The organism is Bacillus sp. PPSBB_2 (genome assembly GCF_045291115.1).
Taxonomy (GTDB): Bacteria; Bacillota; Bacilli; order Bacillales; family Bacillaceae_G; genus Bacillus_A; species Bacillus_A cereus.
Window position 1 is genome coordinate 5,065,621 of record NZ_CP147983.1, and the last position, 16,189, is coordinate 5,081,809.

The window sequence follows — 16,189 nt, forward strand, 5'->3', positions numbered from 1 at the left end:
CCCCTCTCGCTTTCAGAAACTATAATTTCACTTTGAATAACTAGCAGTTAACTTCGCCTCGATAATATATCTATCTGGTGCATCCCCTATATAATTAAATGGGTAACAAGTTGTCAGTGTTAATATCGGTTCTTCTTTTTTTATAATAACAGTGCGATCATCCGCATGGGTAATCCACGTCTTTTGAATTTCGTATGTGTACGTTTTATTATCATACTCTAAAATAAGAGTATCCTTTTCTTTCAACTCTCCTAAATCTGTAAATACAGTATCTCGATGTCCACTGAGTACAGTATGTCCCCCTCCAGATGGAGTTGTCGTTAAATCGCTAACGAACATACCCACTCCTTTTTTCAAAGTCGTATCATCTGCTCCCCAATATATAGAAAACTTCTTCTTTATTTTCGGTATGTTTAACATCGCTACCTTTTCTCCTTCTTTATGTTCTGTTTGAGAAGAAGGCACTTGAGAAGTTACAGGTGTTTCATGAGAAAGTTGAGTATCTTGTATATTTTTAAGACTCTTTATTTCTTCTGCAGTTAATTGCCCGGCAGAGCTTCTTCCTTTATACCATTCCACAGCATAATAGGATCCCATGAATAGCCCTATAGCCATCAATATGATACCGATATAATTGAGTAACTTCATTCTTCATTCCTCCATGCCAAAAATGGTAGGAGTAACCTACCATTTTTAATATATGAAATTATCCCATTCTTTATAGGAAAATATTTTATTTACGCTTTAATCTTATTGCGACGATTCAAACCAAATAATGTACCTACCGCTACAAGACATGCACTTAATCCCATCATTGCTACATTATTTGATGCTGTATTTGGTAATTTTTCACCTTGTATAACTGGCTTTGCTACTTCTTTTTTAGCTACTTCATTCTTTTGCTCGGCTTTTATCGCTGCTTCTTTTTTGGCCATATCGTTTTTTAACTGTTCTTGCGCTATTCTCTTTTTCTCTTCTTCACTTTTTTTCTCAGCTTTTATTGCTTCTTCTTTTTTAGCCATATCATTTTTTTCTTGTACTTGTGCCGCTTGCTTTTTCTCTACTTCACTTTTTTGCTGTTCCTTAATTGCTTCTTCTTTTTTAGCTTTATCTTGTTGCACTTGCGCTTCTTCCTTTGTTACTGTTCCAGTATCTGCACTCGCTACTGAAGAATATCCTACTGTTAAAAGTGCCATTGCACAAATTGGTAATAGTTTCTTTTTCATCTTAATTCTCTCCTTATATTTTATTCACATCAACTCGCACCAGATGTATTACTAGAATAAGCAAGAGATATAAATATAAGATGCAGATGAAATATATTTCACTTAAAGATTTCATTGTAGAAAAAGAAAAAAACATCGCAATATGTACGATGTTTTTTTCGGGTGTGTGTCTCAATTATTTACATGTTACTTTCGCGTGATTTGGAAGTAGAACGGGCTGGAGCGATAACTAATTGTCTCGGCTCAGTTTTCTTGAAGTGATTTTTGACGTTACACTTACGACGTTGAACAACCCACGCTTTAATAGGGTTTGTTAAAATAATCTTTTGCTCTTCGTTAGGGGCCTCTTCTTCAAACCTACAACTCTCGCTCCATTTATTCCATTTCATTGTAAATTTAGAAGAAGAATGATCATCTTCACGATCAAACAAGTGCAAAAAATCCATTTTTCCATCTAGCATTACGGTGTTACTAGTCGCTAAAAAAAAAAAGGTCGTCCAACGTTTCTCCATGCCCTCCTACTCCTTTTTCACATATAGAGTGCCTAAAACTTAATTTACCTAAAATATGCTTGCCTTTTACCTTACACCCATAGTTTATCCAAAATGCTCTTATGCAACTATCGATTTGCCTTACAACTACCTTACATTTTTGTAAGAAACAAAAAAACCTTCACTCGATATAATGAAGGTTTCTTACTTTTTATCTATATGATCTCTCATATCATCAAGTCCAGCTTCTTTTAGCTGCGACATCATACCGTGCGAAATTGCTCCTAACACTAAAGTCATTCCAATTAATGAAATACGAATCGCAGGTACATCAATTACGTAAGCCAACAGGCCAAGAACAATTGTTAAAAGTAATGCTTTTATAAATGTTACACTTGTGTACTGTTTCTTCTTCATCATATTCACCCTTTATGGAAGCGTTTTCTTAATACACTTAGTATATCATATCATCAGATGATTTTGGCGTTATCTTTGTAAAAAATTACTATCTCCTTTGACTTTTTCTATTCTATCCTTTACAGTCGAAATGTTCGCAAGTTTTACACTGTAGGAGGATTACAATGAATATTGAAATAAAAGACACTTTAATTTCTGAAGAACAATTACAAGCAAAAGTTAAAGAATTAGCACTTCAAATCGAACGTGACTTTGAAGGAGAAGAAATCGTAGTTATCGCAGTATTAAAAGGTTCATTCGTATTTGCTGCTGATTTAATTCGTCACATCAAAAATAATGTAACAATTGACTTTATTTCTGCATCTAGCTACGGAAATCAAACAGAAACAACAGGAAAAGTGAAACTACTAAAAGATATCGACGTAAACATTACTGGAAAAAACGTAATTGTTGTAGAAGATATTATCGATTCTGGTTTAACACTTCATTTCCTAAAAGACCACTTCTTTATGCATAAACCAAAAGCACTCAAGTTCTGTACATTACTTGATAAGCCAGAACGTCGTAAAGTAGACTTAACAGCTGAGTATGTTGGCTTCCAAATTCCAGACGAATTCATCGTTGGATACGGTATCGACTGTGCGGAAAAATATCGTAACTTACCATTCATTGCTTCAGTTGTAACGGAATAAGCGTATAACTTAAAAAATTGATAGTATATAAAATGTATATCGGCGATTTTTTAAATATATCGACTTACCGACAATAACTGACAATGTTAGCATCCAATTAATAGGGAGAAGCTGTTCTAAAATACATGGGCACAGCTCCTTTCTTTCCATTACAAACTACAGGGAGAGATGAAATATGACAAAGACAAAATTTGAAAAAGTACTCCTCATCGTAAATCCGAAAGCTGGACAAGGTGACTTACATACAAATTTAACGAAAATCGTACCACCTCTTGCCGCAGCTTTTCCTGACTTACATATCCTTCATACGAAAAAGCAAGGTGATGCAACAAAATATTGCCAAGAGTTTGCTAGTAAAGTAGATTTAATTATCGTCTTTGGTGGTGACGGCACTGTATTTGAATGCACAAATGGCTTAGCACCTCTTGAAACTAGACCTACACTTGCAATCATTCCAGGCGGAACTTGCAACGACTTCTCTCGCACACTTGGCGTTCCGCAAAACATTGCAGAAGCGGCAAAACTTATTACAAAAGAACATATAAAACCAGTTGACGTTGCAAAAGCAAATGGACAACATTTCTTAAACTTCTGGGGGATTGGTCTCGTATCTGAAGTATCAAACAATATCGATGCAGATGAAAAAGCAAAGCTTGGTAAAATCGGTTACTATTTAAGCACAATTCGAACTGTAAAAAATGCTGAAACATTCCCAGTAAAAATTACTTATGACGGACAAGTATATGAAGACGAAGCTGTCCTTGTCATGGTTGGAAATGGTGAATATCTTGGTGGTATTCCATCCTTTATTCCAAACGTAAAATGTGATGACGGAACACTTGATATTTTCGTAGTCAAATCAACAGGTATTCAAGCATTTAAAGATTACATCGGAAAGAAACTATTCGAGGATTCAAATGAAAATGACATCTTCCACGTAAAAGCGAAATCCATTCATATTGAAACGAAAGAAGAAAAAGAAGTAGATACAGATGGAGAAAGTTCGCTTCATACACCTTGTCACATTGAATTATTACCAGGACACTTTACGATGATTTATAATCCTGCGGTTGTGTAAAGAAAAAAACGAGTGCTAGCACTCGTTTTTTTCTCTTCTAATCTAGTTATGTCGTTGAATCATTTCTTGTATTTCTTTAACTCTCTCTAAAGTAATTCCATTTCTTTGTTCGATCGCTAAAGGATGCTCGGTTGGCTCTAATTCAACATACGGTGCCGTTCCAACTTCTCTTATATGTACATTTGTTTTTAAATTTAATGTTTCTGGATAAACTGGTATTTCTACAGATAACCAACCAAAATAAGGATCACTATTTTCTCGGCCTCTCTCATCCCACTTTTCTAATACTTCATCATAACTTTCTTTACTAAGTGATACCCACACAGTCCATATGAAATTTTCGTGGTAGTCAATGATAGGAAGCTCTAAACATCCTCTAATAAAATAATGTTCATCATCCATTACACAAAGATCTGATGTTAAATGGAAGCGTTCCTCTCTTTCATGGGGCGCTACCTCGTAATAATAATATGGTGCTTCACTTCCGTAGCATAGAGGTAGTGCAAAACGATGCATTTGTACTTTTTCTCCGGATTTTCTTCTTCTTTTCATTTGTTATTCTTTCTCCTATCCTTTTCAGTCACAATCAAACTCTATCCAATTTCTCCAATGCGTATTAGCATTTTCATTCACAATAACACTTGGATCTTTCTTCTCTATTGCAGCGGCTACTGATTGGAAGAATTCATTTTCACTTACTTTTTCGTCTTCAACATGTTTCCATTCTTCCGTTTCATACGCTACTTCCCAGTCGCCTTCTAAACCGAACTCTTCTAAAATTTCTCCTTTATCCCACCACAATAATTTTTGAACTTCCTCATTAGTAGCAAGCATACGCATGAAGTATGTTGGATAATGCTCTGTCGTTTGTACTTCTATTCCATTATTTATATAATCTTCTTCTGTAAATTCATATTCAAAATGATGCTCGCGAATTTTTAAACTGCCGGTATAAATATTCGGTATAAATTCACCTTCATCATCAAACAACTCATAATCGCCATTATTTAATTGTAAAATGCAATCATCACCCATTGAATGAGTAATTCTATCGCCATATACTTGAATATCATTACATACACCTAATGAACCTACACCAACAATTTGAAACACCATTAGCCAATCCTTAGTATCTTTAAAGAAAAGAGAGAATTTCACTTGTGAAATATCCATATATTCATTATCAAAGGCAGGAAATTCATACTTACTTTGCTTTTTATCTAATAGTTTTAAAATATCTTTTTGCATATGTAGCATCTTCACCTCGATATAAACAAAAATATTTTTTTAATTTCACTAGAGTATAACATAACCATACTTACCTGTGACATTCTAATAACACTACTAAAAAATAGAAGAATGGCTTGTTTGCATACTCTAGTTCTTTTTATGTACAATGAAGGAAAGAAGCACCTTCATATAAGGGAGAGGACAAACTTTGTTCAACCAACAGTTAGTTAATTTACGCATTGATTTTGCATTTAAACAATTGTTTGGTACGAATGGTAGCGAAGATATTCTAATTGCATTTTTAAATGCTATGTTACAAGAGTCTTTAGAGTCGCCCATTGCTTCTCTACAACTAGAAGATCCACATTTACACAGGGAATATGAAGAGGATAAGTTATCTATTTTAGACATTTCAGCGACATTAGACACAGGAACAAAAGTTAATGTAGAAATACAACTCAATAATAATCACGATATGGTTAAACGCAGTTTATATTATTGGGGAAGACTATACACATCTCAACTACAAAAAGGGATGCCCTACAGTGCACTTCACAAAACCATCACCATAAACTTACTAAACTTCGTAATGTTTTCGGAACACCCAGCCTTCCATACAACGAGCATATTATGGAATACACAACAACAAAAAATCCTGAGTGAAGACATAGAAATCCACATTATAGAAATTCCAAAGTTAACTGAACAATGGCATGAAGAAAAAGTAAATCCGTGGAAAGATCCATTTGTTCGTTGGCTTTTATTGCTTTCAGCAAATGAGGACGAGCACTTAACTAAACTATTGGAGGATATTGCTATGAACCAAGACCCTATTTTACAAAAAGCAATAAATAAATGGGAACGTATGAGTCAGGATTCTTCTTTCCGACAAGCCTATGACGCAAGGGAGAAAGTTTTAATGGATGAAGCAGCAAAATTCGCCCATGCAGAGACAGAAGGAATAAAAAGAGGAATGGAACAAGGAATTAAAAAAGGGCTTGAAAAAGGCATTGAAAAAGGCATTCAACAGGGGAAAATTCAAATGATTAAAAATATGTATGATCTTGGTATACCACTTGAAACGATTGCTAAGGCAAGTAAATTAAGTTTGCATGAGATTGAGCATATTTTAGGACATAAATAGTGATAAAAAAAGAGCTTGAATAGTTTCAAGCTCTTTTTTTATCAAATTTCCTCAATACTATCCAATTGAGTCTTATAACACTCATCACACTCTGACCTAGTAGGAAGAATCCCTCTTTCATCAGGTAATAAAACCCTCAAAACTTCTCGATCCATCTCTACGAAAGACTTCATAATAATGGGATATCCTTCAATAATATTCGTATACTCAATCCCTTGTTCAAACTTTTTTCCGCTCTTTATTTCTTCTATTATGGTACAAAAAACACTATGCGCGACTTCAGAATCCATATTTAATGCTATTTGTAAATCTTGATGATTAAAGTTATCTCTTAGACCATGCGTATGATAATTAGCATGGATGCCATCAATATCTTCTGCTAATATGCTATGCATGTACCATTCATCTGCATCCTCTTCTAAATCTTCATCAAACAAATTCGGATCATACCACACGTCCTCGTAATCTCCAGCAATTAAAAATCTCCAACCAGGTGGTAACCCTAAATACTTCTTTATTTCAGGTGCCCATTCATCAATATGTTGAACATGTAAAGGAAGAAAGAAATCTTCTTCTGTCCCCATTTCTTCACCAGCCCAAATGTACCAACCTGTCGTTCCGTTTTCTATAGGCATTCGTAACCCATTAATCGGAACAATACCATCTTTCACATTTTGCGCTATTCCTAATTTCAAGTCATTCGGAGATTCTACATACTCCGCTTTATATTTATCACATATACTCCTCTGTTCTTTTATGTATTTTTCCATCCTTTTAGCACACTCCCCAATTTTTGAAAGATAGATTTCTTTGCCGAAGCACTCTCTAACTTCCATACCCCACACGGATTATAAAATGGATCCTCTTGTTCATAACGATTATCTATATAATGAGATAAGAGATACACTGGAGCATCTTCTGTGAAACTAATTGTATCTCCATCTTTCAAATTAGGTTTTTCCAATATATTATGTAGGTTAAAATCATTCAATAAATCTACAGCTACTTCCGGATCTATCCCTCCGTCTAAAACAACGTCTGGTAGATTAAATGCTTGCATTCCACATGAATAATAACCGTCCTCTTCATCTCCAACTAAAGTTACAAGGTGCGAATACATCGGGAAGATTTCCTTATCCTCTGTAAGCTCTTGCCATTCTTCTTTCGAATAAGCCACACCTGCTGTTTCAACTTTTAAAGCAAGTCCACCTGCATTTAAAAGTTCCATTCCTACATCAATTACTTCTTGTAATCTCTCTGTATCGTCAACTTTTGCAATAACATACACTGTATAAGTATGCTTCTCCAACTCCTGAAGCAATTCTTCATCAAAACGCTCACCACCTGCATAGAAGAAAGCCTCTCTCAAAGAAGGGTCTTGTTCATATATATCAATTTCAAAGCCAATCTCTTTCTCCTTATGGTGCATAACATTTCCCGCTAATATATAGTTACTTTTACTCACAACTTCTTGTATTAATTCTGTTCTATCTTTCCATAAACCAGGTACTCCAATAACGATTTGTGTCTCCATCATATGCACTCCACTTCTCATCTATTTTCAATCTATTCTTTCAATCTTCCAAACTAAATTAGCTGGGATATCTTTCTCTAAAAAGGTTAACATCCATACAGTTTTTCCTTTATCGTTCATCAGTAGCACTTTATGGTTTAACTTCCAAGCCACTTCACTAACATGATGAAACATCTTATACATATCTTCTTCTCTAATAAGCTTTTCCTTTTTGATTAACCGCCTCGTTCTATACTCTCTTATTTCTAAGTACACGTCAGCATAAGCCACTTCATGCTGACATGTTATACTACATACGTATTTTTTATTCGGACTACTCTTTTTTATATATACGAACTCGTTTCTATAATTCAATTCTAGTATCTTATTCTTCACTTTTTCTAACTCTTCTATATCCCAATCATATTTCACAGCTAAACGCTTCATTTCAACATGAACGATTTGAAGGGCTAATTCTTTTTTCTCTCTATCTGATAAATATGGAAAATCCTTCACACTCTCATACTCCACAAAAACATTCATATATTCAGGGAAAATTCTATATTTCTTCTCCCACTCATCGAGTAATGAAATATCATCCACACAATGAATCAAAATCCCTTTCTCATAATCCATTCTTAACTTTGGCATATGTCGACAATATAAAGAAGTAATACTGCTCGTCTCTTTACCAAAAGAGATATCTTCATCGTAGTTGCTTGTAGATGTTAACTGTAATGCTTCTATGTTTCTGGTATGCTCTTTTACTTTTAGAAAACTCAATTGTATATCTCTTATAACCGGCATTTGCTCTCTCCTCTTCGCAATACAACTATGAAATATCTTTGTTAATACGCCTTAATCAATTTCAAGCCAGCCCATTCCCATAGAAAGAAATAACAGTCCGATTACCAAAAAGAGACCCCCAGTTAAAAAATAGAATGGCGCTCCGTGCAATGGATCACTAAATAACTCTATCAAATTTCCAGCTACTACTTTCCATTTCTCTCTCTTTGAATTTTTTTCTTTTAATTCTTTTACAAATCGATAAATACTGAAACTGATTAAAGTGATACCAATTAATAAACATCCTGCTATGATAAGAATTTCCAAATGTAACACTCCATTTAAATACCATCTTCATTTACACCTCATTTTAACTAAAAAAAGCAAAAGAGAACATAATTTTCACTATGCTCTCTTTCGCTTTTTCAAAAACTGTATACCTTATTTTCATTTACTAACAACCCTGAAATAAGAACGAACCGTTAAGTAATAATAACCAATATAAATAACACTATACACACCGATGCTAATTAGTAACGGAACTGCAATTTCATACGGAATAACTGTCGCTAATCCTTTTAGTGCAAATAAAGTGTGTATTATACCAACTACTAAAGGAATAAAGAAGATAAATCTCATTTGTTTTGCGATTGCCTTTTTCATTTCTTTTTTCGTGACACCGAGTTTTCAAAGGACGATGTAACGCTCTCGATCTATATGTGCTTCTGTCCTCTTTACATCCACAGTTTCTTCATTCTATTATAATTCGTGATGTTCTCTTTAAGTAACAGCATTGAGTATAGATATATTTTCTTAAAAAGAAATTCTATACTCATAAAAAAGCCTGCAGCTGTTACACTGCAGGCTTTCAAATGTTTAATAAATTGATTAAGCTAAATACGCTTGTTGTAACGCCTCTAAACCATCTTTATAAATTCCATAGAATAGATTAATTGCCTCTTCATCAGTAACCTCTACAGGAGTGAAGCTACCAGACCATTCAACTAATGATGTGTTAGCATCTTTCCCTTCTTTAACACGGATTGTAGATAAATAATTAGTTACAGGGAATGGTGCTTGCATAATTGAATATGTGTAGTAACGTTCTTTCTCATTAAATGCTTCTAAACGCTCTACAATCGCGTCGCCATCAGGATTAGCTAAATGGCGTACACGTCCGCCTTCAGTTACTTTACTGCTAGGAATATACGGTAACCAATCTGGAAGTGCATCAAAACCTCCGATTAATTTCCATACTTGTTCAGGTGAAGCTGGAATTTGAATAGATGTAATAGTCTTTGCCATGTTAATTACTCTCCTTTTTATTTAACGTTGATTGGTAGTGGTGCATTAGCTGCAACTAGTTTTTGTTCACGCATTTCTTCCCAGAACGCTGCCGGAATCACTGTTTTTAATGCAGCTTGGTCTTCTGCAATTCGTTCCGGTTTACTTGCACCTGGAATAACAGCAGCAACTGCTGGATTAGCCAATGCAAATTGTAAAGCAGCAGCTTTAATACTGATTCCATGACGATCTGCAAGGTTTTTCATTTTATTAACTTTTGCAATGATTTCTGGTGACGCTTTTTGGTATTCGAAGTGAGCTCCTCCAGCAAGAACACCTGAGCTATATGGTCCACCAACAACAATGTCCATATTGTTTTTTACAGCCGCAGGCATTACGCGTTGTAACGCACGCTCATGGTCTAATAATGAATAGCGACCAGCTAGTAAAGAAACATTTGGTTTTGCTTCTTCTAAGTCCAGCATAAGTTCAATTGATTCTACTTTATTTACTCCAAGGCCCCAGCCTTTAATTACACCTTCATCACGCAATTGAGTAAGTGCACGGAATGCTCCTGTTCGAGCAATTTCAAATTGTGAAATCCACTCATCTCCATAAAAATCTTGTGCTACGTCATGAATATAAACAAAATCTAGACGATCTGTTTTTAAACGTTTTAAACTATCTTCAATAGAACGAAGAGTTGCGTCCGCACTGTAGTCGTTGATAATTTTATTTTTACGACCAAATTCGAACAGTCCGCCTTTTTCACCTAAATCACGTGTAGATGGATCTTCCAATTCATCTGAAATAATTCGACCTACTTTTGTACTTAAGAAGTACTCATCACGATTTCTTTTCGATAGTGCTTCACCAAGACGAATCTCTGCTAAACCAGATCCATAAAGTGGAGCTGTATCAAAGTAACGAACACCATTATCCCAAGCAGCATCCACTGTTGCGATTGCTTCTTCTTCCGGAATATTGCGGTACATATTACCTAGTGGTGCCGTACCAAAACCAAGTGTACCTTTTAATAAATCTTTCATTTAAAATTTCCTCCTAAAATCTATTTAAAAATGTTTAATGAATATCAATTAATGTGACAAGGACTGGCCGATCAAAGCACGATAGTTATGAAAAATAACATAGATGCTTTTTAGCTCCTCACTACTCATTTCCCTCTCACGTATGTAATTATGTCTTATCTACAACACAATAAAAAGTACGCACTTTAAAGTGTTATAGATACAAATAAGTAACAATTTTACGTTTCAACGTATGTAGCTCCAAAATAATTTCATTTAAAATGATTTTATTAAAAAAATACGCTATTTTTGCGGAGGTAACTGTAAAAGTTATTAGTGAGAAATGAAAAATTGTTCTTATTCTTCATTAAAAAAGGCAAAAACGAACCGAAATATGTTCGTTTTTGCCTTTTTACCTTCTCTAAAATATTAAATTACATTTCGAACAAAAAGGCGCAGCATTCCCTTTTCTAATTTTCACATCACATTTTGGGCAATATACATATCGCTCTTCTATCTTTTGTCGTTCTATCATATGTAAGGATACTATTCTCATACTGCACATAATCCCAATCAATATAAGGCTAACAATAAGTAGCATGCCTCTCACTCCTCCCCTCTAAATTTTACCATAAAATAACAAACCCGATTCTCTCATCAAGAATCGGGTTTATATTTACAATCCTAACTTTGCCTTCGCACCTTCAGGAATTTTCTCTATCGTTACTTGCACTTTGTCATGTAAAAACTTCCCTCTTGTAATTACATGCCAATACGAACCTTTCGGTAACTCATCAACCTCACTAATCGTAACTTCTTTTGCCTCACCTTTCTCATCATAAGCTTTCACTGTATACTCACGGCCTTTATTTCCACCTAATTCTTTTCCATCATTATCAATAATTGCGTAATGGTTCTCTAAATCAATAAATGGATTCACTCTATCAATCGTAGCACTCCCATTTAACAAATATGCCGCTCCTGCTATGATGACAAGTAATGATCCTAAAATAAATCTTTTCATCTATATGCCGCCTTTCATTATGTTTTTCTATAAGACCTTTCTAAGTATAGAGAGCATTTCTTAATAAAAACTCGTACGGTTTCTTAACTTTTTCTTAATGTAACAGGGCTTTGCATCAGCACTTCGATAAATAAAGCCATATTAATAATAAAAGGAGGCTGCCGCCTCCTTTATTTACTCATCACTGTATTTCTTTTTTGTCTGTAAAAATAAAACACACTCACAATCAATGCAATGCTCCCGCCAAAATACACACCATACTCTATCGCAACTGCTACAATTCTTTCAATATGTTGTCCAAATAAAGAACCTAGCACAAAGTAAACGAGTGTCCAAAGAAATCCTGTCGTATAAGAATACAAAGCATACGTCTTAAATGACATGTTATTCATTCCAACTAAATACGGTACAACATGTCTTACAACTGGTATGAAGTAACTTGTAACTAATGCATAATGACCATACTTCTCTACCATCTCTTGCGATTTCACAACATACTTTGCTTTTTTCTTTTTCATTAGCTTATCAAGTACTTTTGTACCAAATATTTTCCCTAATATATAGCCTAAAGAAAGTCCGGACACAACGCCTAAATACGTTAATAAAAACGCAGGAATAACATTTAATATACCTAATGAAGATACAAAGCCTCCGCTCATAACAATCATTTCATCTGGAATTGGCATACCGATAATACCTAACCATAAACAGAAAAATAATGCCCAATAACCGTACTGCTCAATATAGGATAATAATTCATGTAATTCCATTATGCATACGCTCTCCTTAGCTCTTTTTTACAGCTAAAGACGTACGCTGGTGGGAAATTGAGCCACACTTTCTCTAGCGTAATTTCAGGAAAGAAGTGCTGTATAAATCCTTTTTTCACAAGTGAATATTGAAATGTAATAAATTCACCATTCTCATGTATCGCTTCCATTACATTGTTTAAAATACGTTTTGAAACTTCTTCTGGTAAAGAAGTAAAAGGTAATCCCGATAAAACGTAATCCACGCATTCTATATGGAACTCTTCCATATACTTCTTTATATTTTCAGCTGAACCGTGCACAACAATGACGTTCTGCTCATCTTTAAATTTTCTCTTTAGCTCTTTGCAAAACACTTCATTAATTTCAATAAGAAAAAATATTGTTTCCTTCTTTTTTCTCTTCATAATCTCTTTCGTAAAGACCCCTGTACCAGGCCCTAACTCTACAATACATTTCGCTTTATTAAAATCAATTACATCGACCATTTTCTTTGCTAATATTTTTGAACTTGGCGCAATTGCACCAGTATGTTTCGGATGTTTCATAAATTCATGTAAGAATGTTATGAGTTGCATATAAACCTCTCCTCATTCGTTCGGTAGTTTTTAACTTGTGTCTAAGTATAACTATCGTTTCTTAATAAAAATTGAGGAAGTTTCTTAAGATTTTATGAAGAATAAAAAAACAGCTATCGCCTGTAGCGATAGCTGCCCCTTATTACTTCGCACTCACGATCTTATAATAAGAACGAACAGTTAAGAAGTAATATCCAATATAAATAGCACCGTATACTCCGATACTAATTAGAAGCGGAATCATAATTTCAAATGGTAGTATGTTCCCTAAACCTTTTAATGCAAACAAGCTGTGCAGGATTCCGATTACTAACGGGATTGCAAAGATAAAGCTTACTTGTTTTGCAATAGCTTTTTTCATTTCTTGTTTTGTGACCCCTATTTTGTGAAGTACAACATAACGCTCACGATCAGCATTTGCTTCTGTTAATTGTTTAAAGTAAATGATAGAACCTGTTGCTAGTAAGAATACAAGCCCTAAGAACATTCCAATAAACATCATTAATCCTGTTCCTTCAAGCCCCATATGGAAACCAGTGTAGAAATCTCTAAATGATAACACCATTTCTGATTCACCAGCTGGCATCACTTTTGTTAATTTTTCCGTTAACACTTTACTGTTTTTCTCATCTTTCACATCAATATTTTTTACAATACGTGTTCCAAATGCTTGTTTCGCTTGTTCATACATTTCATCTGAAACGACAACAACTAATTCACCTAAATTTGTAATCGCAACGTCATTTGCACCTTGGATTTTTAATTGCTTCGTTTCGTTCCCAATTTGGAATACTGCTTTGTTTCCTTTATATTGTGGACTAAACTCATGTCCTTCAATATACGAACTATCATATATAAATGCTTCATCAGCAGCTACATTCACTGTTTCTGCGTCGATTTTCTTAGCAAGCTTATTAAATTCAGATTGAGACATAAATTGATATTTCTCTGAGATACTGTAGTTCATATTAAAGATGAAATCAACTTTATCTCCTTCAAACTTCCCTTTTACAGGAACTGTCTCAATTTCAAATTGATCTTTAATCGGATGATCTTTCTTCTCTTCTGCAAAAATCGCATTTACTTTCTTATCAAGCGCTGCATCTTTTTTCTCATAAGAATAGCTATATGGTGCAACTGCTTTTGATTGCGTAAATGTGTTGTAATACATCGTAACAGACGTACCAACCGCTGTTAATGTTACCGCACTTAAAATAGAAATTGTCGCAAGTGATTTTGCATTTCCTTTAATACGATATAGTAGCTGCGACGTCGTTACCATATTCATACCGTTATAAAACGATGATTTATTATTTCTTGCACGTTTCAATACGAATACTGTAAAGAACATAAATAGTAAGTACGTACCTAATACTGTCGCCAATAAAATATAAAGTGCAACTGCCATAAAGTCTGCATATTTAACTGCTTTCATGAACATTAATGCTAAAAAATAACCTGAACCGATTAAGATAACTGAAATTAATGCCATAATAACTGATCCTTTTGGCATTGCTTCTCCTTCACGTTCGGCGCGGAAAAGTTCAATTAGCTTAAATCGATAAATTAAACGATATCCTTGAAGTGATGTATATAAAATAATCACAAAGAAAATAAGTGCTGTATCAATAATGGCAGCCATCGGTACTTCAAAATGAACATTTAAGTTTAATCCCATCATGCTTACTAGCAGTTCAAGGAATAATTTTGAAAGGACACTACCAATCGCAATACCGATAATTAAAGACATTAATCCCATTAACATATTTTCATAAAAGAGCATTTTACCAATTTGTCTTTTACGGATACCTAATAACGAATATAAGCCAACTTCTTTTTTACGTTTACGTGTAAAGAAACCGTTCGAATATATAATAAACACTGCTACGAAAATGATAAGCATGACACTTGAAACTTGGAACGCTCCGCTAATTTTTTTTGAAGCTTCTGCAGCTTTTTCCATTTGTGAATTGTATTGCAATGCTTTAAATGTAAAATAAATAACGATACTAAAAATCATAGATGCAAAATATACAAAGTAGTCTTTAAAGTTCCGCTGTATGTTGCGGAGGGCAATGCTAGATAAGGTCATCAGCCATACCCCCAGAAATAGAAGACATTACATCAACAATTTTTTGGAAGAACTGTTTACGCGTCGATTCACCGCGGTGCAATTCTTTATATAGTTCACCATCTTTAATGAAAATAACTCGTTTACAATAACTTGCTGCAAATGCATCATGCGTTACCATTAAAATTGTTGAGTTATCATATTCGTTTAACGACTTCATACTTTCAAGTAAATCTGTTGCAGATTTAGAATCAAGCGCTCCAGTTGGCTCGTCTCCGAAAATCATACTTGGATTCGTAACAATCGCACGTGATGCTGCGCAGCGCTGCTTCTGTCCACCAGATACTTGATATGGGAACTGACTTAAAATATGATCAATACCGAATTTCTTTGAGATTTCAAGAACGCGGCGATCAATCTCACTCGCTTTCACCTTTGATAACGCAAGTGGTAAAGCGATATTCTCTTTCACCGTTAACGTATCTAATAAGTTATAATCTTGGAAAATGAAACCTAAATGATCGCGGCGGAATAACGCTAACTTATCGTCATTCATTTTTACGATATCTTTTCCATCAATTAAAATTTCACCGTTCGTCGCATTATCAATTGTAGAAAGAACATTTAGTAGAGTCGTCTTACCAGAACCTGAAGGTCCCATAATTCCAACGAACTCACCTTCTTTTACTTGTAAGTTAATACCTTTTAACGCTGCAAATTTATTACCACCCGTGTCATATACTTTTTCAATATTTTTTGCTTCTAGCACTGTTTTCATCTCGACATCCCTCATTTCATCTATTCTCTATTTTCAACTATATACACTCTCTACTCTTGCCACTATCGATGTTTCTTAC

21 protein-coding genes and 1 pseudogene are annotated in these 16,189 nt (G+C 34.4%); 3 read left to right on the forward strand and 19 right to left on the reverse strand.

Features of this window, described 5'->3' with window-relative positions; genetic code table 11:
• Nucleotides 1-27 precede the first annotated feature (27 nt).
• From V6946_RS25690 to V6946_RS25705, 4 genes are all read right to left on the reverse strand, one after another.
• Nucleotides 28-648 (reverse strand): class D sortase, encoded by a 621-nt coding sequence (locus V6946_RS25690; protein WP_000771592.1) that lies wholly within the window; start codon nucleotides 646-648, stop codon nucleotides 28-30.
• Nucleotides 649-737: 89 nt separating this feature from the next.
• On the reverse strand, nucleotides 738-1,226 hold the full coding sequence (locus tag V6946_RS25695; RefSeq protein WP_006928625.1) for an LPXTG cell wall anchor domain-containing protein: 489 nt from the start codon (nucleotides 1,224-1,226) through the stop codon (nucleotides 738-740).
• Between the two features lie 179 nt (nucleotides 1,227-1,405).
• Entirely contained in the window at nucleotides 1,406-1,738 is a 333-nt protein-coding gene (locus V6946_RS25700; protein WP_366981744.1) for a hypothetical protein, read from the reverse strand.
• Nucleotides 1,739-1,921: 183 nt separating this feature from the next.
• Entirely contained in the window at nucleotides 1,922-2,137 is a 216-nt protein-coding gene (locus V6946_RS25705) for a hypothetical protein (RefSeq protein WP_002001286.1), read from the reverse strand.
• A 161-nt stretch (nucleotides 2,138-2,298) separates the two neighbouring features.
• Here V6946_RS25705 and hpt point away from each other — a divergent pair, with 161 nt between their 5' ends.
• Nucleotides 2,299-2,826 (forward strand): hypoxanthine phosphoribosyltransferase, encoded by a 528-nt coding sequence (gene hpt / locus V6946_RS25710; protein ID WP_006928622.1) that lies wholly within the window; start codon nucleotides 2,299-2,301, stop codon nucleotides 2,824-2,826.
• Nucleotides 2,827-3,001: 175 nt separating this feature from the next.
• Nucleotides 3,002-3,904: a diacylglycerol kinase family protein gene (locus V6946_RS25715; protein ID WP_000167897.1), complete on the forward strand. Its 903-nt coding sequence runs from the start codon at nucleotides 3,002-3,004 to the stop codon at nucleotides 3,902-3,904.
• A gap of 42 nt (nucleotides 3,905-3,946) precedes the next feature.
• Here V6946_RS25715 and V6946_RS25720 read toward each other — a convergent pair whose 3' ends face one another.
• Together V6946_RS25720 and V6946_RS25725 are read right to left on the reverse strand one after the other, a co-directional pair.
• Entirely contained in the window at nucleotides 3,947-4,456 is a 510-nt protein-coding gene (locus V6946_RS25720; protein WP_006928617.1) for a DUF2199 domain-containing protein, read from the reverse strand.
• 24 nt (nucleotides 4,457-4,480) lie between these two features.
• The gene (locus V6946_RS25725) at nucleotides 4,481-5,152 is read right to left on the reverse strand and encodes a DUF7003 family protein (protein ID WP_197228419.1); all 672 of its coding nucleotides are present in this window, start codon (nucleotides 5,150-5,152) and stop codon (nucleotides 4,481-4,483) included.
• A 190-nt stretch (nucleotides 5,153-5,342) separates the two neighbouring features.
• On the opposite strand from V6946_RS25725, the gene V6946_RS25730 reads away from it, so the two are divergent.
• Nucleotides 5,343-6,278, forward strand: coding sequence for an Rpn family recombination-promoting nuclease/putative transposase (locus V6946_RS25730; RefSeq protein ID WP_149149970.1), 936 nt, complete (start codon nucleotides 5,343-5,345; stop codon nucleotides 6,276-6,278).
• A gap of 41 nt (nucleotides 6,279-6,319) precedes the next feature.
• On the opposite strand, the gene V6946_RS25735 is transcribed toward V6946_RS25730, so the two are convergent.
• The 13 genes and pseudogenes from V6946_RS25735 to V6946_RS25795 form a co-directional block, all read right to left on the reverse strand.
• Complete coding sequence (locus V6946_RS25735; RefSeq protein WP_197228469.1) at nucleotides 6,320-7,048, reverse strand: DUF4262 domain-containing protein; 729 nt, start codon at nucleotides 7,046-7,048, stop codon at nucleotides 6,320-6,322.
• Nucleotides 7,033-7,812 (reverse strand): DUF4261 domain-containing protein, encoded by a 780-nt coding sequence (locus tag V6946_RS25740; RefSeq protein ID WP_042867582.1) that lies wholly within the window; start codon nucleotides 7,810-7,812, stop codon nucleotides 7,033-7,035. Before V6946_RS25740 ends, V6946_RS25735 begins: the two co-directional genes overlap by 16 nt.
• Nucleotides 7,813-7,839: 27 nt before the next feature.
• Nucleotides 7,840-8,598: a hypothetical protein gene (locus V6946_RS25745; RefSeq protein WP_006929192.1), complete on the reverse strand. Its 759-nt coding sequence runs from the start codon at nucleotides 8,596-8,598 to the stop codon at nucleotides 7,840-7,842.
• A gap of 51 nt (nucleotides 8,599-8,649) precedes the next feature.
• Nucleotides 8,650-8,904 (reverse strand): hypothetical protein, encoded by a 255-nt coding sequence (locus V6946_RS25750; RefSeq protein ID WP_000404317.1) that lies wholly within the window; start codon nucleotides 8,902-8,904, stop codon nucleotides 8,650-8,652.
• Nucleotides 8,905-9,024: 120 nt separating this feature from the next.
• A pseudogene (locus tag V6946_RS25755) lies at nucleotides 9,025-9,306 on the reverse strand (ABC transporter permease); the annotation flags it as partial.
• Between the two features lie 159 nt (nucleotides 9,307-9,465).
• Nucleotides 9,466-9,882 carry an SRPBCC family protein gene (locus V6946_RS25760; protein ID WP_006929196.1) on the reverse strand — a complete coding sequence of 139 codons (417 nt, stop codon included), beginning with the start codon at nucleotides 9,880-9,882 and terminating at the stop codon, nucleotides 9,466-9,468.
• Nucleotides 9,883-9,899: 17 nt separating this feature from the next.
• On the reverse strand, nucleotides 9,900-10,910 hold the full coding sequence (locus V6946_RS25765) for an aldo/keto reductase (protein ID WP_006929197.1): 1,011 nt from the start codon (nucleotides 10,908-10,910) through the stop codon (nucleotides 9,900-9,902).
• 400 nt (nucleotides 10,911-11,310) lie between these two features.
• Nucleotides 11,311-11,490, reverse strand: a complete 180-nt coding sequence (locus V6946_RS25770) for a hypothetical protein (RefSeq protein ID WP_016123498.1) — start codon at nucleotides 11,488-11,490, stop codon at nucleotides 11,311-11,313.
• A 75-nt stretch (nucleotides 11,491-11,565) separates the two neighbouring features.
• Nucleotides 11,566-11,913, reverse strand: a complete 348-nt coding sequence (locus V6946_RS25775) for a YxeA family protein (protein ID WP_000819384.1) — start codon at nucleotides 11,911-11,913, stop codon at nucleotides 11,566-11,568.
• A gap of 170 nt (nucleotides 11,914-12,083) precedes the next feature.
• Nucleotides 12,084-12,683, reverse strand: a complete 600-nt coding sequence (locus V6946_RS25780; RefSeq protein WP_000418905.1) for a DedA family protein — start codon at nucleotides 12,681-12,683, stop codon at nucleotides 12,084-12,086.
• Nucleotides 12,683-13,261: a class I SAM-dependent methyltransferase gene (locus V6946_RS25785; protein ID WP_006929198.1), complete on the reverse strand. Its 579-nt coding sequence runs from the start codon at nucleotides 13,259-13,261 to the stop codon at nucleotides 12,683-12,685. The genes V6946_RS25780 and V6946_RS25785 overlap by 1 nt, the downstream gene beginning before the upstream one ends.
• A gap of 142 nt (nucleotides 13,262-13,403) precedes the next feature.
• The gene (locus tag V6946_RS25790; RefSeq protein WP_000176132.1) at nucleotides 13,404-15,353 is read right to left on the reverse strand and encodes an ABC transporter permease; all 1,950 of its coding nucleotides are present in this window, start codon (nucleotides 15,351-15,353) and stop codon (nucleotides 13,404-13,406) included.
• The gene (locus tag V6946_RS25795) at nucleotides 15,340-16,110 is read right to left on the reverse strand and encodes an ABC transporter ATP-binding protein (RefSeq protein ID WP_000859655.1); all 771 of its coding nucleotides are present in this window, start codon (nucleotides 16,108-16,110) and stop codon (nucleotides 15,340-15,342) included. The genes V6946_RS25790 and V6946_RS25795 overlap by 14 nt, the downstream gene beginning before the upstream one ends.
• Nucleotides 16,111-16,189: the final 79 nt, after the last annotated feature.